Below are 19,826 nucleotides of genomic sequence, written 5' to 3' on the forward strand. Positions count from 1 at the left end.
TTAATCAACTCGCGTGGTGGCTGTTTGCAGTCGCCGCGTGATCAAATCGAGGAGATGTCCAGTGCAGGAAAAGTATGCAAGTTATCGCAATGCTGGCGCATTGGTTCTGCTGTCGTCAAGAATGACCGAGCAGGAAAAACAGGATGTACAACATTCCCTCCTGTTTGCTCAACTGGTTGCCACCAATATGTTCCCGCTAACCAGTGAGCAGGATGACTGGTACGCGACCTGGCAGCAGGTTCTGAAGGACAACTGGCTGCGCAAAGACTGGAAATCGTTCGAGCTCAGTCCTCCACGCAAATCCAGTGACACAGCCATGACGTGGCTGGTGGACTATATGGAGGGTGGACTTGAAAGTGCCGACAAGGGCACGCTGGCGCCAGTGTTGAAAGACATTGTCGGGCGGTCGGCCGCAGACCCGCTCATCGAGTCGCTGCGTGAGCGGGTTCAGCAGTCGATCGAACAGGGTCCAGAGGACGAACCGGACTTCGGTCGATTTCGTTTCCTGCTCATCGTCGCGCAACCCGGCCCACGGATCAACGCGGCCTACATGACGTTGAAGTCTTCGGCGGTCGGCGCAATCAATCCGTACGCCCAGGTATTTACGGCCGCCAATGTGTCGGGGCTGGTAGAGCAGGAATTCCTGCAACTGGATCTTGCTCCACCACTCTTCGATCCGATCCGCGAAATCCTCGCGGGCCACGTGCAGCCATACATGGACTTGATCGAAATGGTGACTGACGGTCAGGTGGATGACACGTTTATGGCCAACGCGGACTGACTGATCAGGATGTTTGCGCAGTACTTCGATTCTGCTGATCGCGCTGGGCCACCCAGTGTTCGATCAGCTCGCGCAGTTGCGACAGTTCCACCGGTTTGGCCATGTGCCCGTCCATCCCGGCCTGACGCGCGCGTTCCTTGTGTTCGGCGAGGATGTGTGCGGTCAGCGCGACAATTGGCGTGCGTATGCGCTGATTACTGACCTCCCACGCCCGTAGCTGCTGGGTCGCGGAGAAGCCATCGAGGATCGGCATTTCGCAGTCCATAAGCACCAGATCGTAACGCTGGGCCTTCATCGCCTGCAGGGCTTCTTCGCCGTTGCTGGCGGTGTCCGGTTGCAGATTGAGTTTACCGAGCATGCCGCGAATCACTTTGGTCGAAATCGTGTTGTCTTCGGCAACGAGAATGCGGAAATCGCTCGGCACCTTGGCCGCCGTCGCGGGGGTGACCACTTGCGGCTGGAACACCACCTGACCTTTATTGCGCTGATTCAACTCGTCGGCCAGCGTAGTTTTGAGCGTGTAGCCGGCCACCGGTTTGGCGAGGATGCGTTTGATCCCGGAGTTGCGCGCGATGATCTTGCTCGGCGCGTTGCTGATGCCGGTGAGCATGATTAAAAGGATGTCGTGATTGAGGCTCGGGTCTTCCTTGATCTTGGCCGCCAGTTGCATGCCGGTCATGCCAGGCATGTTCTGGTCCAGCAGCACCACATCGAAGTAGTCGCGCAGGTGCGCCTTGGTGCGCAGCAGCGCCAGCGCTTCCTTGCCCGATGGCACGGCGCTGACGTTCAGGCCCCAGGCGCTGCATTGCTGCACCAGGACCTTGCGGCAGGTGTCGTTGTCGTCCACCACCAGCACGCGTGCGCCTTGCAACGGGCCGTCGAGGTCGGAGGTCGGGTGTTCGAGGCGATCCGGGTCCAGCGGCAGGGTCAGCCACAAGGTGCTGCCCTGACTGGTGCCGCTCTTGATCCCGAACTCGCCGTGCATCAGGCGGATCAGTTGCCGCGCAATCACCAGCCCGAGGTTGCCACCCAGACGATTGGCCGAGAGGAAGTGTTTGCTGTGCAGTTCGGCGTGCATCAGCGCATCGCGCTCCTCCGGTTCCATCGGCTGACCACTGTCCTGCACGGCGATGCGCAGGCGCGGTTTGACGCTGCGCTCGTCGAGGGCGACGACGATCAGCACTTCGCCTTCGTCGGTTTTCTTCAGAGCATTTTCCAGCAGGCTCAGCAGGGTCTGGCGCAAGCGGGTCGGGTCGCCGCTGATGACGCGCGGCACTTGCGGCTGGATGAAGCTGATCAGCTCGACGTTCTGCTGTTCGGCCTTGGCCCGGTAGATGCTCAGGCAGTCGTCGATCAGCGCGTTGAGGTCGAACTGCACATCGTCCAGTTCGATCTGCCCGGATTCGAGCTTGGAGATGTCGAGAATCTCGTTGATCAACGTCAGCAGTTCGTTGCCGGCGCTGTGGATGGTTTGCACGTAATCGCGTTGCTTGACCGACAGTGGCGTGCCCAGCAGCAGCTCGGTCATGCCCAGCACGCCGTTCATCGGGGTGCGGATTTCGTGGCTGATCTTGGCGAGGAATTCGGCTTTGGCGTTGATCTCGGCATTGCTCGCGGCAAGGTCGCGGCTGATGCTGAACCGGCTTTCGGTGATGCTGCGCTGGCGTTCACCCAGGGCGATGCTCATCAGCAAGCCACTGATGCAGATGAAACCCATCAAGGTCATGATCAGGCCTTGCGGCGCCACCAGGGTCAGCCCCAGCAGGGCCGGCAAAATAATCAGCGTGCCGATGTTGAACACCACCATCCCGGCAACGAACAGTCGCGCCGGACGGTAGCCCTTCTGCCAGTGATAGAAGCCGACCAACAGCATGCTCAGACCGGCCAGCGCCACCAGCGCGTAGGTGATGATGTTCAGCGGCAGTGTGTTGACGAACAACAGCAGCAGGCTGCAGATGACGATGAACAGAATGTCGCCCAGCAACAGTTTGTTCAGCGGGTGCGGGCCGAGCGGGGCGAAGAAGCGCAGGGCGAACATCAGCCCGGCCGGGGCGGTCAGCAGCAACGCCAGATAGGCGCCCGGGGTCTGGATCGCGTGCCAGTTCGGCAACCACGGGCCGGCGAGGTTGAGCAACAGCAACAGGCTCAGGCCCAGCAGACCTTCGCAGACCGCCAGCCACAGGCTGCTGCGCGAGCGGGAGTAGGCGTAACGCACGATGTTGTGCAGCAGCAACATGCCGAGACAGCCGAACAGCAGACCGAAGATCAGCGTCTGGTTCTGGTTGGCGGCACTCATCACCGCCGATTGCAGGGTGATGTGCGGGCGCAGTTGATGGTCGGAAACCATCCGCAGATAAACGTCGAGGGACTTGTCGCTTTGCGGCAGCGGCAACAGGAAGTCGCTGCTCGGCAGTGGCCGCTCGACCTGTGGCTGCTGGGTGCCGGAAGTGCGTTGCTCGATCAGCTTGTCGCCGTCCAGCACGTAGAGGCTGAGGTTGGACAGGTCCGGGGCGAAGATTCGCAGCACTTGCTCGTGCTTGCCCGGTGCCAGTTTGAAACGCAGCCAGAGTGCGCCATCGGGCTCGGCCGCCGTGAGGCGATCAAGTTCGATAGGGCTGAATTGATTGGTGTAGCGAGCCGAGCGGATGTCGCTCAGTTGCAGATTACCCTGATCGTCAAGCAATACCGACCAGCCACTGCCTTGCGCGGCCAGAGCCGGAAGCATGCAGAGCAAGGTCAGCAACGTGACGGTGAAGCTTATGGCAATCCTGAGCCAGCGCACGGCGAAATCCCTTCGTAGGTTGATGCCAGAATATAACGATGCGCGGCGGCGGAACAGCCCGGCGAGGGACTGCATCCCGCGCCGGACGTGAAGGACAGCTTATTCCTGGGTTTCGCCACGTTCACGGGCAATGGCGCGGTAGCCAATGTCCTTGCGGTAGAAGCAGCCTTCCCAGTCGATGGCGGCGGCCAGCTTGTAAGCTTGCTGCTGCGCTTCGCTGACGCTGGCGCCCATGGCGGTGGCGCAGAGCACGCGACCACCGGCCGTCACCACCTTGCCATCCTTCAGCGCAGTACCGGCGTGGAAGACTTTGCCTTCCAGGCCTGCGGCTGCGTCCAGACCGTTGATCACCGCGCCCTTGGCGTAGTCGCCCGGGTAGCCGCCGGCGGCCAGCACGATGCCGACGCTCGGACGTGGATCCCACTGCGCTTCAACCTTGTCCAGCGCTTGCGCCAGAGCGGCTTCGACCAGCAGCACCAGGCTCGACTGCAGACGCAGCATCACCGGTTGGGTCTCCGGGTCACCGAAGCGGCAGTTGAATTCAATGACTTTCGGGTTGCCGGCCTTGTCGATCATCAGACCGGCGTACAGGAAGCCGGTGTAGACGTTGCCTTCTTCGGCCATGCCGCGCACGGTCGGCCAGATCACCTGGTCCATCACGCGCTGGTGCACATCGGCTGTGACCACCGGGGCAGGGGAGTAGGCACCCATGCCGCCGGTGTTCGGGCCGCTGTCGCCGTCGCCAACACGTTTGTGGTCCTGGCTGGTGGCCATCGGCAGGACGTTCTTGCCGTCGACCATGACGATGAACGAGGCTTCTTCGCCGTCGAGGAATTCTTCGATTACCACGCGCGAACCGGCATCGCCGAACGCATTGCCGGCGAGCATGTCGCGCACGGCGTCTTCAGCTTCGGCCAGGGTCATGGCAACGATCACGCCTTTACCGGCGGCCAGGCCGTCGGCCTTGATCACGATCGGTGCGCCTTTTTCACGCAGGTAAGCCAGGGCCGGCTCGATTTCAGTGAAGTTCTGGTAGTCGGCGGTCGGGATCTTGTGACGCGCGAGGAAGTCCTTGGTGAAGGCTTTCGAGCCTTCCAGCTGTGCAGCGCCGGCGGTCGGGCCGAAGCAGTCCAGGCCACGGGAGCGGAACAGATCGACCACGCCAGCCACCAGCGGCACTTCCGGGCCGACGATGGTCAGGGAAACGTTTTTCTCGGCAAAATCGGCCAGTTGCTCAAGGGCCAGCACGTCGATGGCGACGTTTTCGCACTTGGCTTCAATCGCGGTTCCGGCGTTGCCCGGCGCGACGAAAACCTTCTGCACGCGCGGATCCTGAGCCACTTTCCAGGCCAGGGCGTGTTCACGGCCACCGCTGCCAATGATCAAAACATTCATTTCAAAAACCTCAAATTCTGTGGGGCGCTACCAACCGCTGTGAAACCTGTAGGAGCTGCCGAAGGCTGCGATCTTTGCTCTTGATCCTTTAAAGCAAGATCAAAAGATCGCAGCCTGCGGCAGCTCCTACACAGAGGGAGCGGTGTATCAGTGACGGAAGTGGCGCATGCCGGTGAACACCATCGCGATGCCAGCCTCGTCAGCGGCAGCAATCACTTCAGCGTCACGCATCGAGCCGCCTGGCTGGATCACGGCAGTGATACCGACCTTGGCCGCGTTGTCCAGACCGTCGCGGAACGGGAAGAACGCATCCGAGGCCATCACCGAACCGGCCACTTGCAGACCGGCGTGCTCAGCCTTGATCGCGGCGATACGCGCGGAGTTTACGCGGCTCATCTGGCCGGCGCCGACACCGATGGTCTGACGGTTCTTGGCGTAGACGATGGCGTTGGACTTGACGTACTTGGCGACTTTCCAGGCGAAGATCAGGTCGTGGATTTCCTGTTCGGTCGGTGCACGCTGGGTCACCACTTTCAGGTCGTCGGCGCCGATCATGCCGATGTCGCGGCTCTGCACCAGCAGGCCACCGTTGACGCGCTTGTAGTCCCAGGCCGGAGCGCGATCCGCCGACCACTCGCCACAGGCCAGCAGGCGCACGTTGGCTTTGGCGGCGACGATGGCGCGAGCTTCTGCGCTGACGCTTGGCGCGATGATCACTTCCACGAACTGACGCTCGACGATCGCCTTGGCAGTCTCGGCATCCAGTTCACGGTTGAACGCGATGATGCCGCCGAAGGCCGACTCGGTGTCGGTGGCGTAGGCCAGTTCGTAGGCCTGACGGATACCGCCTTCGGCATCCGGGCTCACCGCCACGCCGCACGGGTTGGCGTGCTTGACGATCACGCAGGCCGGCTTGACGAAGCTCTTCACACATTCCAGCGCGGCGTCGGTGTCGGCCACGTTGTTGTACGACAGCTCTTTGCCTTGCAGTTGGGTCGCGGTGGCGATACCGACTTCGGCAGGCTTGGCTTCCACGTAGAACGCCGCGCTCTGGTGCGGGTTCTCGCCGTAGCGCATTTCCTGGGCCTTGATGAACTGGCTGTTGAAGGTGCGCGGGAATTCGCTGCGACCTTCGGTGCTCAGTACGTCGGCAGCCTGATTCACGGTGCCCATGTAGTTGGCGATCATGCCGTCGTAGGCGGCGGTGTGTTCGAACGCCTTGAGCATCAGGTCGAAACGCTGAGCGTAGGTCAGGCCGCCGGCCTTGAGGTTTTGCAGAACGTTGGCGTAATCGCTGGCATTCACCACGATCGCCACGTCTTTATGGTTTTTCGCTGCCGAACGAACCATGGTGGGGCCGCCGATGTCGATGTTCTCGATCGCAGTCGGCAGGTCGCAACCTGGCTTGTTGATGGTGGCTTCGAACGGGTACAGGTTGACCGCGACCAGGTCGATCGGCTTGATGCCGTGCTCGTTCATGATCGCGTCGTCGATACCGCGACGACCGAGAATCCCGCCGTGGATTTTCGGGTGCAGGGTTTTCACCCGACCGTCCATCATTTCCGCGAAACCGGTGTAATCCGCGACTTCCACTGCGGCAACACCGTTGTCGCGCAGCAGCTTGAACGTTCCGCCGGTGGAGAGGATCTCGACGCCGAGGGCTTCAAGCTCCTTGGCGAATTCGAGGATCCCGGTCTTGTCGGAAACGCTGATCAAGGCGCGGCGGATCGGCAGGCGGGTAGTCTGGTCGGTCATCTCAATTTCCATCAAAAGCAAAGGAAGTCAGCAAAAAAGGCGACCGGTTTTACGCGGGCGCCTTTCTGGTTTGATTGAATGCTTACAGCAGATCGTACTGCTTGAGTTTCTTGCGCAGCGTGCCGCGGTTGAGTCCGAGCAGCTCGCTGGCCTTGGTCTGGTTGCCCTTGACGTAGTTCATCACGCTTTCGAGCAGGGGAGCCTCGACTTCGGAGAGCACCAGGTTGTACACATCCGTGACGGACGCGCCCTCAAGGTGGGCGAAATAATTGTGCAGCGCCTTCTCGACACTCCCGCGAAGGGTCTGACCTTCTTCGCTCGGGGTATTGAGGTGCTGTTTCAAATTCACGTTGTCGCTCACGGGTGCTGTTCCACTCACTAAAGTCTCGGTCATCATCGTCATGCGGCCACCCCTTCTTCGTCCCCTGTCAGGCTCTTGTAACGCTCGGCGAAGAACTCCCGAACGTTGGCGCATTGTGTTTCCGTACCATCCAAACGATTGAAGTGGGCGCGAAACTCCCTGGCGCCCGGCAAGGTTGCGAGATACCAGCCCACATGCTTGCGGGCAATGCGCACGCCCATCACATCCCCATAGAAGGCGTGAAGTGCGGCCAGATGCTCCAGCAGGATGCGTTCCACTTCGCTCAGCTCCGGCGCCGGCAATTTCTCGCCGGTACGCAGGAAGTGTTCGATCTCGCGAAAAATCCATGGCCGCCCTTGGGCAGCCCGGCCTATCAGCAGGCCATCGGCACCGGTCGCGTCAAGCACGTAACGGGCCTTTTCCGGCGAATCGATATCGCCATTGGCAAACACCGGAATCGACACCGCCTGCTTGATCGCGGCAATCGTGTCGTACTCGGCTTCACCGGTGTACAGATCGGCGCGAGTGCGGCCATGCACTGCCAGCGCGGTGATCCCGGCCTGCTCGGCGATCTTCGCCACAGTCAGGCCGTTCTTGTTGTCGCGATCCCATCCGGTGCGGATCTTCAGGGTCACCGGCACATCCACTGCAGCGACGACGGCCTGCAGGATCTCGGTCACCAGTGCTTCGTCTTTCAATAACGCGGAGCCGGCGGCCTTGTTGCAGACCTTCTTTGCCGGGCAACCCATGTTGATATCAATAATCTGTGCGCCCAGTTCGACGTTGGCCCGTGCCGCGTCCGCCAGCATCTGCGCATCGCCACCGGCAATCTGCACCGAGCGTGGCTCGGGATCGCCTTCGTGGATCATGCGCATGCGCGACTTGCGGGTATTCCACAGGCTCATGTCACTGGTGACCATTTCCGAGACTACAAGCCCTGCGCCCAAACGCTTGGACAGCTGACGAAAGGGCTGGTCGGTGACGCCCGCCATCGGGGCGAGAATCAAACCGTTCTGCAATGTATATGGGCCGATGCGTACCGCCGACATAGGACTTCCCTGAAGTGGGGCCGGATCATGAGAGTTCGAAAAAGGGTTGGCATGATACCCGCTCTCGATGACTGGATAAAGGCTGAATTGAACAAAATCTGAACAGTTATTCTGTTATTACCAGCGGTTTGGTGGGCGCGGGCGAAGTCAGAAAACTGCCGTCAAACCTGAAGCGATGAAGCGATTCACTCAGGCGAGTGGAAACTCAGGCTGTAATTCACCGCTTTGGGGCCTGGATCGAGGATATCCAGCGCGATGTGGATCGGCGTCTGCGGCGGCATTTCCGCCATGCCCTCAAGGTCGCCGTTGAGGTATTCGCCGGGTTTGAAGCGACGACTGGCGATCAGATGACCGTTGAGGTCAGCGAAGCGTAGCTCCAGCAACGGAAATGGCTGGGAGAACGTCGCGCGGTTGTAGATGATCGCATCCACCACCAGCGCCCCGCTGAATTCCGGATGGCTGCGCACCACCAGATTGCTGCTTTTGATTTTGCCGATGTCGACCTTGGACGGCACCGTGCAGCCGATCTGCGGGCAGAACTGCTGAAACCATGGGCGGTATTGATCCTGGCGCGCCAGTTCGTCGAAATGATAGGCAATGTACTGACCTGCCAGACCGGCGGCGGCCAACAGTACCAGCAGGCCCCAGAGCAGGCGTCGGCCCCAGGGCGAGCGGCGCTTCTGCCAGTCCAGTTGCAGCGGATCGTCAGTCAGATCCTGCAGCACTTCGGCGCGCACGCCGGGTTCGGGACGTTGACGTTTTTTGCGCAGCGGTTCGACCGATGGCAACTCGTCATCGTCCGGCTCGACGTTGGCCGACAGGCGTTCGCGACGGGCATTCGGATCGATCGGGTCGTGCAGGCGCAGTTGCGGGATCGGCGGTTCATCGTCCAGATCCACCGGCTCCAGTGACAACGAAGGCTCGGTGCGCTCGGTCTTTACCGGTTCGGCTTCGACGATCTCGGATTCGATTTCATCTTCGGGCTCGGACAGACGTTCATCGTCGCGTGCGCTGAACAGGCTGTCGCGCCACTCCGTTTCATCGGCTTCAGGGCTGTCGCGGCGGGCGCTCAGGGACTCTTCGCGCTGACGACCGAATTCGGTAGTTGGCTGGATTTCCCGTTGTTCGAGGCGCGCGAGTTCTTCGTCCAGGTCGAGGCTGTCCAGGTCCAGCTCGCTGGCGCTCCATTGCTTTTGGCTGATGGCGCGCGGCGCGGGCGGTTCGTCGTTGACGGGCGCTTCGACCACCGGCGGCGGCTCGCTGACCACCGGCTGAGTCGGTGCTGGCTGGACAATGGACGGCGCCACCGGAGTGACCGCTTCCTTGCCGGCGTGTTGTTCCAGCAGCTGTTTGGCGGCGTTGAACACTTGCAGGCAGGAGCCACAGCGAACCACCCCGCGGGCCACGCTCAATTGAGCATGGCTGACGCGGAAGCTGGTTTGGCAATGCGGGCACTGGGTGACGAAGCTGTCGGTCATGCGGCGATCCGGTTTATGCAGGCGGCCATTCTAGCGCCGACGGCCGGTGATACGCACCCAGCCATCGCGATTGGCGATCGGGTCCAGATCGAAGTCCTGCGCATAGGCGGCGGCGACTTCTTCACCTTGTTCGGCGAGGATGCCTGACAGTGCCAGACGACCGCCGGTTTTCACCAGACCGGACAGCTGCGGCGCCAGGGAAACCAGCGGGCCGGCCAGAATGTTGGCCACCAGCACGTCGGCTTTGACCTGCGGCAAATCTTCCGGCAGGTACAGCGGGAACAGCTCGTCGGCAATATTGTTGCGCCCGGCGTTGTCGCGCGAGGCTTCCAGCGCCTGCACGTCGATGTCGGTGCCGACGGCTTCTTTCGCGCCGAGCAGCAGGGCGGCGATCGCCAGAATCCCCGAGCCGCAGCCGAAGTCCAGCACGTTGCAGTCTTTCAGGTCCTGACCGTCGAGCCATTCCAGGCACAGGGCGGTCGTCGGATGGGTGCCGGTGCCGAACGCCAGGCCCGGATCCAGCAACAGATTGACCGCGTCAGGCTCGGGGGCGGCGTGCCAGCTCGGCACGATCCACAGGCGCTGACCGAAACGCATCGGTTGGAAACCGTCCATCCAGCTGCGTTCCCAGTCCTGGTCTTCGATGACTTCGCTGTGATGCTCGGGCAGCGGACTGCCGGTCAGCAGTTCCAGATGCGCGAACACCGGCGCAGGCTCGGTGCCGCCCTCGAACAGGGCCAGCAGGTGCGTGTGTGCCCACAGTGGGGTGGTGTTGAGTTCCGGCTCGAAGATCGGCTGATCTTCGGCGTCCATGAAGGTCACCGAAACGGCGCCGACTTCAAGGAAAGCGTCTTCGTAGGTTTCGGCTTGTTCCGGGCTGATGGCGAGACGTACTTGCAGCCAAGGCATGGCGGGCACCTTTGAAAAAAATATGATTGCAGCCTAGCGGCCAGCGAGAAGCGCGCAAGTTTACGCGAGCGCGCGGCAGAACACGAACATGCTTGAAGATCAAAAGATCGCAGCCTTCGGCAGCTCCTACAGGAGTTTGCATTCCAATGTAGGAGCTGCCGCAGGCTGCGATCTTTTGACTTTGCTGCAGAAACAACAAGGCCGCCCGAAGGCGGCCTTGTCTGGTGCGGACTTGAAGCTTAGTGCTTCTCGCCGGCCAGCTTGTGCTCGAGGTAGTGAATGTTCACGCCCCCTTTGCAGAAGCCTTCGTCGCGGGTCAGTTCACGGTGCAGCGGGATGTTGGTCTTGATCCCGTCAACCACGATCTCGTCCAGGGCATTGCGCATGCGCGCCATGGCTTCGTCGCGGGTGGCGCCGTAAGTGATCAGCTTGCCGATCAGCGAGTCGTAGTTCGGCGGAACCGCATAACCGCTGTACAGGTGCGAATCGACGCGAACGCCGTTGCCGCCCGGGGCGTGGAAATGCTTGACCGTGCCCGGGCTCGGCATGAAGGTTTTCGGGTCTTCGGCGTTGATCCGGCACTCCAGCGAGTGACCGCGGATCACCACGTCATCCTGCGTGAACGACAGCTTGTTGCCAGCGGCGATGCTGAGCATCTCCTTGACGATGTCGATACCGGTGACCATTTCCGAAACCGGGTGCTCCACCTGAACACGGGTGTTCATTTCGATGAAGTAGAAACGACCGTTCTCGTACAGGAACTCGAAGGTACCAGCGCCACGGTAGCCGATGTCGATGCACGCCTTGACGCAGCGAGCCAGAACTTCCTGGCGCGCCTGCTCGTCGATGCCCGGTGCCGGCGCTTCTTCGAGAACCTTCTGGTGACGGCGTTGCAGCGAGCAATCGCGGTCGCCCAGATGGATGGCGTGACCCTGGCCGTCGGACAGTACCTGAACTTCGACGTGACGCGGGTTGGTCAGGAATTTTTCCAGATAGACCATCGGGTTGCCGAACGCCGCGCCAGCTTCGGAGCGGGTCAGTTTCGCCGAGGCGATCAGGTCTTCTTCCTTGTGCACCACGCGCATGCCGCGACCACCACCGCCGCCGGCGGCCTTGATGATCACCGGGTAGCCGACTTCACGACCGATGCGCAGCGCCGTTTCTTCGTCTTCCGGCAGCGGGCCGTCGGAACCTGGAACGGTAGGCACGCCTGCTTCGATCATCGCGTGCTTGGCCGATACCTTGTCGCCCATCAGGCGAATGGTCTCGGCTTTCGGTCCGATGAAGGCGAAGCCGGAGTTCTCGACCTGCTCGGCAAAATCGGCGTTTTCCGCGAGGAAACCGTAGCCTGGGTGAATGGCGGTAGCACCGGTCACTTCAGCGGCAGCGATGATGGCCGGGATGTGCAGGTAGGACTGAGCGGCAGAAGCCGGGCCGATGCAGACGGATTCGTCTGCCAGACCCAGGTGCATCAGCTCTTTGTCGGCCTTGGAGTAAACGGCGACGGTCTTGATGCCCATCTCTTTGCAGGCACGCAGAATCCGCAGGGCGATCTCACCGCGGTTAGCGATCAGAACTTTTTCCAACTTCGCAGTCATCAAAGGCTCTCCGCAGTTCAAACGATGGTGAACAGCGGTTGGTCGTACTCAACCGGCTGGCCGTCTTCGACGAGGATGGATTCGATCACACCGCTGGTTTCAGCTTCGATGTGGTTCATCATCTTCATGGCTTCGACGATGCACAGGGTGTCGCCTTTCTTCACGGTCTGGCCGACTTCAACGAAGGCTGGCGAGGTTGGCGAAGATTTACGGTAGAAGGTGCCTACCATTGGCGAGCGGGCCACGGTGCCGTTCAGTGCAGGAGCAGGAGCAGCAGCGGCAGCCGGAGCGGCAGCAGCCACTGGAGCGGCAGCGGCGGCAGGTGCAGCGGCCGGAGCCTGCATCGGCGCCGGAGCGTAGTACTGCTGAGCCGGGGTCTTGCTGTGACGGCTGATGCGTACGGACTCTTCGCCTTCCTTGATCTCGAGCTCGTCGATGCCGGACTCTTCCAGCAATTCGATCAGTTTCTTAACTTTACGGATATCCATGAATCATCAACTCCCAAGGGTCGGTCAGGGGCGTTTAACGCTTGTGGTTCAAGTCGTTGCCTGTGTTTCAAGCTGCTCTAGTGCGGCCTCCAGGGCCAGTCGGTAACCGCTGGCGCCAAGGCCGCAGATCACTCCCACCGCTACATCGGAGAAGTAAGAGTGATGGCGGAAAGGTTCGCGCTTGTGCACGTTGGACAAATGCACTTCGATGAATGGGATGCTCACTCCCAGCAGCGCGTCACGTAATGCGACACTTGTGTGCGTAAAAGCTGCTGGATTGATCAGAATGAAATCCACACCTTCACCGCGAGCAGCGTGGATGCGGTCGATCAATTCGTACTCGGCGTTGCTTTGCAGATGCAGCAGATGATGGCCGGCTTCACGGGCGCGGCGCTCCAGATCCTGATTGATCTGCGCCAGGGTCGTTGAACCGTAAGTGCCGGGTTCGCGGGTGCCGAGCAGGTTCAGGTTGGGGCCGTGCAGCACCAGTAGCGTTGCCATCTGCATGTTCCTTGTTATGAATGAGCAGTCGTCAGAACCCGGCGACTATGCCGCAAAGACTTTATGACTGTCCAGTTCTCTGCAATAGCCAGCACGATGACCGATGTTTGCGCGAAATTTGTGACTGAGTGGTTTGATCCGGTCACTGAAGGCAAACTATGTAGGAGCTGCCGCAGGCTGCGATCTTTTGATCCTGGTTTTTAAAAGCAAGATCAAAAGATCGCAGCCTCGTTTCACTCGACAGCACCTGCAGGGAGCGTGATCAGACGCGGAAGGCTTGTACGGCCGTATGCAGTTGCCCGCCCAATACCAGCAGGTTCTCGCCCTGTTCGCGGCCCTCGCCGATGCGCAACAGGTTATCCCCGCCTAATTGATGAATCCGCTCGCTGTGATCACGGATTTCGCTGACCGCGCCGCTCTGCTGCGCGGTGATATCGGCGATGCGGATCGCCGTGTCGGAAATGGTCTGGATCGCGCCGACGATTTTATCCAGCGCACCGTCCGCCGCTTGTGCCTGACTGGCCGTGGCTTCGGCGTGTTCGACCTGCGCGCGCATGCCTTCGACCGATTGTCGGGCAGCACTTTGCAGGCCGGCGATCAGCGTCTGGATTTCCGCCGTGGCGCCCGCCGTGCGTTGCGCCAGTGAGCGCACTTCTTCGGCCACCACTGCAAAACCACGGCCCATTTCCCCGGCCCGCGCCGCTTCGATCGCCGCATTCAGGGCCAGCAGGTTGGTCTGGTCGGCAATCGAACGGATCACCGTCAGCACGCCGCCAATGGTCGCTGACTCTTCGGCCAGGTGCTCGATCATCTGCGCATTACCCTGGACTTCGCCGACCAGCGCGTGCAGGCCGGTGAGGCTTTGGCCGATCACGGTTTGTCCGTGTTCGACGGCCAGCCCGGCATGGCGGCTGGCATCGGCTGCCTGCCGTGCATCGCCAGCGACCTGCTGAATGGTCGCTTCCAGTTCGCCCAGTGAATCGCGGATCAGCGCGGTGTCGCCGGCCTGATGCTCGGCGCCGCTGTGCAGGTCGTTGCTCAGTTCGGCCAGCGTACGGCTGCTGCCGGCCACCTGTTCGGCATTACCGCGAATCGTCCCGACCAGATCCACCAAATACGCGCGCAGGCGGTTCAGCGACGCTTCGATGTCATGCAGTTCGCGGTTGGTCTTGCCCAGTTGAATGTCGAGACTGAAATCGCCTTCGGCCCAGGTCGACAGCGCCGGAGCGAGGTTGGTCAGAGTGCGCGACAGGCGCCGCTGCAAGGTGTCGATCAGCAGCGCGATCAGCAGAATCAGGCCGATCATCACGCCCTGCATCAGGCGCACTTCGCCCTGAATCTGCCCGTGCTGGGCGCGTACCACCGGTTCGAGTCCGGCGATGGCTTGCTGCACGGCGGCGATCTTCAAATGGGTCGCGGTGCTCAGGTCAGTGCGTTTCTGGATCTGCTCGCGGGTGCGTGCCAGCTCCGCCGGGTAGCGACCGAGCAGGCTGTTAAGTTCACGCTTGAGGCCGACCCCGGCGTCTTCGGCTGCGGCTTTTTCTGTGCTTTCGATGCCCATCATCGCGGCGAAATCATCACTGCCGGATTCATGCTTGGCGACCACGCCGAGCAGGGGCAGGGCGTCGATGGCCTGAGCCTGGGTGCGGATGTTGTCGACTTCGCGCTCGACGTCGGCCGCGAGTTCACTGCGGCCGCTGCTGACCAGTTTGTCGCGGGCCAGCGACAGCTTGCCCAGGTGCTGCGAGGCGATGAGCAGCGGTGTCAGGTACGTCGCGTTGCCATTGGCATAAGTGCTGAGTTGATCGAGGCTGGCGCTCAGTTCGCGCTCGGCCTGCAACAGCAACGCCTGCGGATCACCGGCCAGTTTGCCGGCCGCGAGCAGGTCGGTTTTGCTGAATTCTTCCAGGCTAGACAGGCTTGGTCGCAGGGTCTCGGCCAGTGTCGGCGGCAGTTCGCCGAGCTCCTTCTGCAAGCTCTCAATGGCTTGGCTGGCGCTGCTCAGGCGCAGGGCGTCGCCGCTGGCGAGGTAGTCCTCGACATTGCGTGCCACGTCATTCTGAAATTGCTGCGACAGGCCCAGGTAGCGCTCCATCAACAGATACGGACGCTCCAGGGCTTTTTGCGACCACCACAGCGTCGCGCCGAGCGCCACGCAAACGGCGACCAGCAACAAAGTGTTGAGATTGGTGAGCAACTTCAGGCGCATGACGGCTACCAACGGCAGAAATGGTAAGCGCCTGAATTTATTGCGGTTCTGTTACAGGGTTATGACCGAATCGGTGGATTCCGATGAAAAGGTGGCACTTTGCTTTGGGTCGCGCGCGGTTTGTACTCGATTGCGTCCGGCACCCTTGGCGCGGTACAGCGCTTCGTCGGCCTGGCTGGCCATCATCAGGCTGTCGGACTCCTCGTGCATTTCCACCACGCCTGCGCTGAAGGTGCACCACAAATCGTGCGGTTGCGCCGGGTAGTGGATTTCGGCGAAGCGCTGGCGGATCTCGTCGAGCACTTTGTGCGCCGCTTCTATATCGGTGTCGGGCATGACAATGGCGAATTCTTCGCCGCCGTAACGGCCGATGAAATCGGTCTTGCGCAGGCGTTGCTTGAGGAACAGCGCCAGGCTCTTGATCACTCTGTCGCCCATCGGGTGGCCGTGGCTGTCGTTGACCCGTTTGAAGTGGTCGATGTCGAGCATGGCGAAGCTCAGCGGCTTGTTCTCGCGACGGGCGCGGAACGAGCAGTCTTCGAGCAATTGCAGGATGTGCGTGTGGTTGTACAGGCCGGTGAGGCTGTCGCGGACCATGCGTGCCTTGAGATTGCGCGCGCGGGCGGCGCGGTTGCGCACAGTCGTAATCAGGTGTCGTGGCTTGATCGGTTTGGTCAGGAAATCGTCGCCGCCCTCGCTCATGGCGTCGAGCTGTTTATCCAGATCGTCCTCGGCCGACAAGTAGATGATCGGCACGCTGACGTAGCGGTCGTTGTGGCGAATGACCTTGGCCAATTCGGTGCCGGTGCAGGCCGGCATGTACATGTCGAGGATGATCAGATCCGGCTGGAAGTCCGCCAGTTCGGCCATCGCCTGGATCGGTTCGATCAGGGTGCGAGTGACGATTCCGGCGCTGTTGAGCAGGCGTTCGGTGTGCAAGGCCTGGGCGCGGGAGTCGTCGATGATCAGCACTTTATAAGGTTCGTACTGGGCGACGCAGGTCAGGACTTCGATCTTCTCCAGCAGGCTCGACGCTTCGAGGGTGCCGGTGAGAAATTCCTGGCCGCCGGCGCGCACGGCGGCGAGGCGGGTCGGGGTGTCGGTTTCGTGCAGGCTGAAAAACAGCAGCGGCAGCGGTTCTTCCAGGCCGACCTGGGCTTCGGCAGCCAGCTGCAAGCCGACGCCTGCGCCGCTGAAGTCCACGTCCATGACGATCGCGGCGGGCAAGCGCTCGACCATCGAGGAGCGAAATGCCGCGACACTGTCCAGCGCCTGCGCGGTCAGGCCGAAAAATTCCAGCTGCTTGGCCAGCCGCTCGGCGCGGTCGTGATCCTGCAACATGACGTAGATCGGTTTGCGCAACGGCGGCAGGAAGGTCTGGTCGAGTTGATCGCCATGCCGCAGACCGGTGCGCGACAGGCGCTGCATCAAACGATTGAGGTCAGTGATCAAGCCGCTGCTCAGGCGTCCGCGATTGGCGTCCACCGCTTCCAGCGACTGACCGATATGACGCGCGAGTTGCGTGTGCTCGGGCTGCTCGAAGCGCTCGGCAAAACGCAGCAGGCGCAGATTGGCCTCGCTCAGTTCGGCGAGGTCGGCGGTGGACCACTCACTGCGTTGCAGGCGCTGCCATATCTCAAGAATCTGACGTGCCTGATGAATTACCCGCTGGGCAAAGTGGTGCTTGAGGCGCTCACGGCTGGGGTCTTCTGGCTCGGTCATATCCTGACTACTAGTTAGGGCGCATGCTGAGATCGACTGGTGGCTCTATGCTAGCACCTCTTTTCCCTTATATGAGTGTCGTGCGTCAATAATCTGCGGTGCTGCACAATTCAGTTTCTGACCGGGCGGTATCAGAATGGACCTGTTCGTCGCTTAGCCTCCCGAAAACCGGGCGTGTCGTGCTGCTCAATAGGTGAAAAAGCCTTTGTGCACAACGCTGTGCTGCGCACAGGCGCTGATCTGCAAACGTCTGATTCGGGGTCAAGTTGGTGACGGTGTATCAGGGAAACCCCTAGAGAGTTCGCAGTTCGATGTCGGGCCTTCCGTGGATTTTCTGCTTCTCTTCAATGGCGGGTGCCGGCCTTGGCACGTTGTTGTATGGTTGTGGTCGAACCGTTGAACCCAAGTGATTGAAAGGATATCGCCATGCTGGACTGGAAGAACCGCGCGGGCAGCGCGCCTGAACGTGCCGCCGAGCCGAAGTCGGCCACCCGCAGCTATGTGGGCGGGCTGTTGTTCAGCCGCGCGCTGGCCACGCTGATCGGCATTTATCTGCTGGTGACCATCGGCCTGGGCTGGTACTGGAGCCAGGAGCCCGCACTGTTCCCGGTGGCGCAAAATGCTCAGGCGGCTGCCGAGAAAGAAGGCAAGCAAATGGTCGTCGGCTACACCACGGTCGAAACCCTCAAGACCGTTGCCGGTACGTTGCTGAACAAACCGGGCGGCTACATTTCCAACGACCGTTTCCCGCCTGGCCTGTGGATGGACAACACACCGAGCTGGGAATACGGCGTGCTGGTGCAGGTGCGTGACCTGACCCGTGCCCTGCGTAAGGACTTTGCCCGTTCGCAGTCGCAGTCGGCCGAAGATGCCGACCTGGCCAAGGCCGAACCGCGTTTCAACTTTGACAACAAGAGCTGGATCCTGCCGTCGAGCGAATCGGAATATCAGGAAGGCATCAACTCCCTGAGCCGTTACCAGGCGCGTCTATCTGATCCAACGCAGAAAAACGCCTTGTTCTACGCCCGCGCCGACAACCTCAACAACTGGCTGGGCGATGTCGGCACCCGTCTGGGTTCGCTGTCGCAACGCCTTTCGGCCAGTGTCGGCCGGGTCAAGCTCAACACCGCGCTGAAAACCGAAGTGCCGGCGGTAGGCGAAGTGCCGCAGGTTGACGAGGAAGTTGTCGAGACTCCGTGGATGCAGATCGACAACGTGTTCTACGAAGCGCGCGGCCAGGCCTGGGCGCTGTCGCACCTGTTGCGCGCCATCGAAGTGGACTTCGCCGATGTGCTGGCGAAGAAGAACGCTACGGTCAGCGTGCGTCAGATCATCCGTGAACTGGAAGCATCGCAGGAGCCGGTCTGGAGCCCGATGATTCTCAACGGCAGCGGCTTCGGCGTGCTGGCCAACCACTCGCTGGTCATGGCCAACTACATTTCCCGGGCCAACGCCGCAGTGATCGATCTGCGTCAACTGCTCAATCAGGGCTGAGTCATGGTCGATAGCGCCAAAGAGGCGGCGCACCGCGCCGCCTCCGATGCTGAACAGATCGCCTGGGTCGACGAGCAGGACAACCTGCTCGGCGCCCTGGTGCGGGCCGATCTGCGTGAGCGCGGGCTGATCGGTCGCGGCACCTACATCATGTTGTTCAATTCCGCTGGTGAGCTCTGCGTGCATCGACGCACCCTGAGCAAGGCGATCTATCCCGGTTACTGGGATGTGGCAGCCGGCGGCATGGTACAGGCCGATGAGACCTACGCCGAATCGGCGGCCCGCGAGCTGGAAGAGGAGTTGGGTGTGAGCGGGGTGGAATTGACCGCCCACGATCATTTTTTCTTCGAGGACACCGGCAATCGCCTGTGGTGCTCGGCATTTTCCGCGGTGTGGGACGGCCCGCTGAAACTGCAGCCGGAAGAAGTGCTGGAAGCACGCTTTGTTCCGGTCGAACAGGTACTGCTGGAAATCCAGGAAAAGCCTTACTGCCCGGACTCCTTGGCAGCCTTGAAGCGCTATCTGAAGGCTCAGCAGAGTGGCGTCGCAAAGAACACATAAATTGGCGCCGATTGGCTCTTAGCAATTGCGCTTTTTGCCGTTACACTGCGCGACCTTTTCAAGCTGCATCGAATGGTTTGACGTGGGCCTGAACGACTACAGGCATGTAGGAGCTGCCGAAGGCTGCGATCTTTTGATCCTTGAAGATCAGGATCAAAAGATCGCAGCCTCGTTGCACTCGACAGCTCCTACAGGTCGAAGTCGAGCGGTTCAACGATTTCGGTGCAGTAGCGCTGCCCCTGCCTGAGTGGGGCTTCGCGGTCGATGACCTTGCCCAAGGTCGCGATCAGTCTTTGTCCTCCCAAGAGGATTGCCGGTGGCCAAAAAAGCCGCATCCTTCGCCGCCCTTGGTGGCCTGGTATTTTCCACCGACGCAGGTCGTCATTGCCCGGAATGCAGTAAACCGGTGGACGTCTGTATCTGCAAACAAACCGTGATCCCGGCCGGGGACGGCATTGCCCGCGTGCGTCGCGAGAGCAAGGGCCGTGGCGGCAAGACGGTGACCACCATCACCGGCGTGCCTCTGGCCGAAGACGCCCTCAAGGAGCTGGCGACAACGTTGAAGAAACGTTGCGGCACCGGTGGGGCGTTGAAGGACGGGATCATCGAAATCCAGGGCGATCATGTCGAGCTACTCTTGGCTGAGCTGATCAAACACGGTTTCAAAGCGAAGAAGTCCGGCGGCTAGCAGCCTCTGTGAAATCCATCTGCGGCTTGATCCGGCACTGAAGCAGTTCAGATCC

16 protein-coding genes are annotated in these 19,826 nt (G+C 61.1%); 4 read left to right on the plus strand and 12 right to left on the minus strand.

The annotated features are described in order from the left end of the window. Positions 1–61: 61 nt before the first annotated feature. Positions 62–781, plus strand: a complete 720-nt coding sequence (locus JN524_RS16705) for a hypothetical protein (RefSeq protein ID WP_202370035.1) — start codon at positions 62–64, stop codon at positions 779–781. A gap of 4 nt (positions 782–785) precedes the next feature. Here the strand turns inward: JN524_RS16705 and JN524_RS16710 are convergent, their stop codons facing one another. From JN524_RS16710 to gcbA, 12 genes are all read right to left on the minus strand, one after another. Continuing rightward, a complete protein-coding gene (locus JN524_RS16710; RefSeq protein ID WP_202370036.1) occupies positions 786–3,563 on the minus strand; it encodes a response regulator in 2,778 nt (925 codons plus the stop codon). A gap of 99 nt (positions 3,564–3,662) precedes the next feature. Next, a complete protein-coding gene (purD, locus tag JN524_RS16715; protein WP_202370037.1) occupies positions 3,663–4,958 on the minus strand; it encodes a phosphoribosylamine--glycine ligase in 1,296 nt (431 codons plus the stop codon). Positions 4,959–5,105: 147 nt separating this feature from the next. Then, positions 5,106–6,713, minus strand: coding sequence for a bifunctional phosphoribosylaminoimidazolecarboxamide formyltransferase/IMP cyclohydrolase (gene purH / locus JN524_RS16720; RefSeq protein ID WP_202370038.1), 1,608 nt, complete (start codon positions 6,711–6,713; stop codon positions 5,106–5,108). Between the two features lie 82 nt (positions 6,714–6,795). Beyond that, positions 6,796–7,116 carry a DNA-binding transcriptional regulator Fis gene (gene fis, locus JN524_RS16725; protein ID WP_003221275.1) on the minus strand — a complete coding sequence of 107 codons (321 nt, stop codon included), beginning with the start codon at positions 7,114–7,116 and terminating at the stop codon, positions 6,796–6,798. After that, positions 7,113–8,123 carry a tRNA dihydrouridine synthase DusB gene (gene dusB / locus JN524_RS16730; RefSeq protein ID WP_202370039.1) on the minus strand — a complete coding sequence of 337 codons (1,011 nt, stop codon included), beginning with the start codon at positions 8,121–8,123 and terminating at the stop codon, positions 7,113–7,115. The genes fis and dusB overlap by 4 nt, the downstream gene beginning before the upstream one ends. A gap of 185 nt (positions 8,124–8,308) precedes the next feature. Then, positions 8,309–9,601, minus strand: coding sequence for a DUF3426 domain-containing protein (locus tag JN524_RS16735; RefSeq protein WP_202370040.1), 1,293 nt, complete (start codon positions 9,599–9,601; stop codon positions 8,309–8,311). A gap of 30 nt (positions 9,602–9,631) precedes the next feature. Next, positions 9,632–10,510 (minus strand): 50S ribosomal protein L11 methyltransferase, encoded by an 879-nt coding sequence (gene prmA / locus JN524_RS16740; protein ID WP_202370041.1) that lies wholly within the window; start codon positions 10,508–10,510, stop codon positions 9,632–9,634. A gap of 239 nt (positions 10,511–10,749) precedes the next feature. Further along, entirely contained in the window at positions 10,750–12,108 is a 1,359-nt protein-coding gene (gene accC, locus JN524_RS16745; protein ID WP_027613593.1) for an acetyl-CoA carboxylase biotin carboxylase subunit, read from the minus strand. Positions 12,109–12,125: 17 nt separating this feature from the next. Further along, positions 12,126–12,596 carry an acetyl-CoA carboxylase biotin carboxyl carrier protein gene (accB, locus tag JN524_RS16750; protein ID WP_202370042.1) on the minus strand — a complete coding sequence of 157 codons (471 nt, stop codon included), beginning with the start codon at positions 12,594–12,596 and terminating at the stop codon, positions 12,126–12,128. A gap of 48 nt (positions 12,597–12,644) precedes the next feature. Then, entirely contained in the window at positions 12,645–13,097 is a 453-nt protein-coding gene (gene aroQ, locus JN524_RS16755; RefSeq protein WP_025111759.1) for a type II 3-dehydroquinate dehydratase, read from the minus strand. A gap of 262 nt (positions 13,098–13,359) precedes the next feature. Then, entirely contained in the window at positions 13,360–15,306 is a 1,947-nt protein-coding gene (locus tag JN524_RS16760) for a methyl-accepting chemotaxis protein (protein WP_202370043.1), read from the minus strand. Between the two features lie 51 nt (positions 15,307–15,357). Next, positions 15,358–17,028: a diguanylate cyclase GcbA gene (gene gcbA, locus JN524_RS16765; RefSeq protein ID WP_202370044.1), complete on the minus strand. Its 1,671-nt coding sequence runs from the start codon at positions 17,026–17,028 to the stop codon at positions 15,358–15,360. A gap of 426 nt (positions 17,029–17,454) precedes the next feature. Here gcbA and JN524_RS16770 point away from each other — a divergent pair, with 426 nt between their 5' ends. From JN524_RS16770 to JN524_RS16780, 3 genes are all read left to right on the plus strand, one after another. Next, positions 17,455–18,522, plus strand: coding sequence for a DUF2333 family protein (locus JN524_RS16770; protein ID WP_007963034.1), 1,068 nt, complete (start codon positions 17,455–17,457; stop codon positions 18,520–18,522). Between the two features lie 3 nt (positions 18,523–18,525). Next, a complete protein-coding gene (locus JN524_RS16775; protein ID WP_202370045.1) occupies positions 18,526–19,083 on the plus strand; it encodes an NUDIX hydrolase in 558 nt (185 codons plus the stop codon). A 316-nt stretch (positions 19,084–19,399) separates the two neighbouring features. After that, positions 19,400–19,771 carry a translation initiation factor Sui1 gene (locus JN524_RS16780; RefSeq protein WP_202370046.1) on the plus strand — a complete coding sequence of 124 codons (372 nt, stop codon included), beginning with the start codon at positions 19,400–19,402 and terminating at the stop codon, positions 19,769–19,771. Positions 19,772–19,826: the final 55 nt, after the last annotated feature.

Origin of the sequence: Pseudomonas sp. MWU318 (genome assembly GCF_016756945.1) — a bacterium.
GTDB classification, from domain to species: domain Bacteria; phylum Pseudomonadota; class Gammaproteobacteria; order Pseudomonadales; family Pseudomonadaceae; genus Aquipseudomonas; species Aquipseudomonas putida_A.

What these genes read in the sequence shown, in the direction of transcription:
- purD (WP_202370037.1), bottom strand. Translation starts at nt 4,958, where the DNA reads ATGAATGTTTTGATCATTGGCAGCGGTGGCCGTGAACACGCCCTGGCC.
- purH (WP_202370038.1), bottom strand. Translation starts at nt 6,713, where the DNA reads ATGACCGACCAGACTACCCGCCTGCCGATCCGCCGCGCCTTGATCAGC.
- fis (WP_003221275.1), bottom strand. Translation starts at nt 7,116, where the DNA reads ATGACGATGATGACCGAGACTTTAGTGAGTGGAACAGCACCCGTGAGC.
- dusB (WP_202370039.1), bottom strand. Translation starts at nt 8,123, where the DNA reads ATGTCGGCGGTACGCATCGGCCCATATACATTGCAGAACGGTTTGATT.
- JN524_RS16735 (WP_202370040.1), bottom strand. Translation starts at nt 9,601, where the DNA reads ATGACCGACAGCTTCGTCACCCAGTGCCCGCATTGCCAAACCAGCTTC.
- prmA (WP_202370041.1), bottom strand. Translation starts at nt 10,510, where the DNA reads ATGCCTTGGCTGCAAGTACGTCTCGCCATCAGCCCGGAACAAGCCGAA.
- accC (WP_027613593.1), bottom strand. Translation starts at nt 12,108, where the DNA reads ATGACTGCGAAGTTGGAAAAAGTTCTGATCGCTAACCGCGGTGAGATC.
- accB (WP_202370042.1), bottom strand. Translation starts at nt 12,596, where the DNA reads ATGGATATCCGTAAAGTTAAGAAACTGATCGAATTGCTGGAAGAGTCC.
- aroQ (WP_025111759.1), bottom strand. Translation starts at nt 13,097, where the DNA reads ATGGCAACGCTACTGGTGCTGCACGGCCCCAACCTGAACCTGCTCGGC.
- JN524_RS16760 (WP_202370043.1), bottom strand. Translation starts at nt 15,306, where the DNA reads ATGCGCCTGAAGTTGCTCACCAATCTCAACACTTTGTTGCTGGTCGCC.
- gcbA (WP_202370044.1), bottom strand. Translation starts at nt 17,028, where the DNA reads ATGACCGAGCCAGAAGACCCCAGCCGTGAGCGCCTCAAGCACCACTTT.
- JN524_RS16770 (WP_007963034.1), top strand. Translation starts at nt 17,455, where the DNA reads ATGCTGGACTGGAAGAACCGCGCGGGCAGCGCGCCTGAACGTGCCGCC.
- JN524_RS16775 (WP_202370045.1), top strand. Translation starts at nt 18,526, where the DNA reads ATGGTCGATAGCGCCAAAGAGGCGGCGCACCGCGCCGCCTCCGATGCT.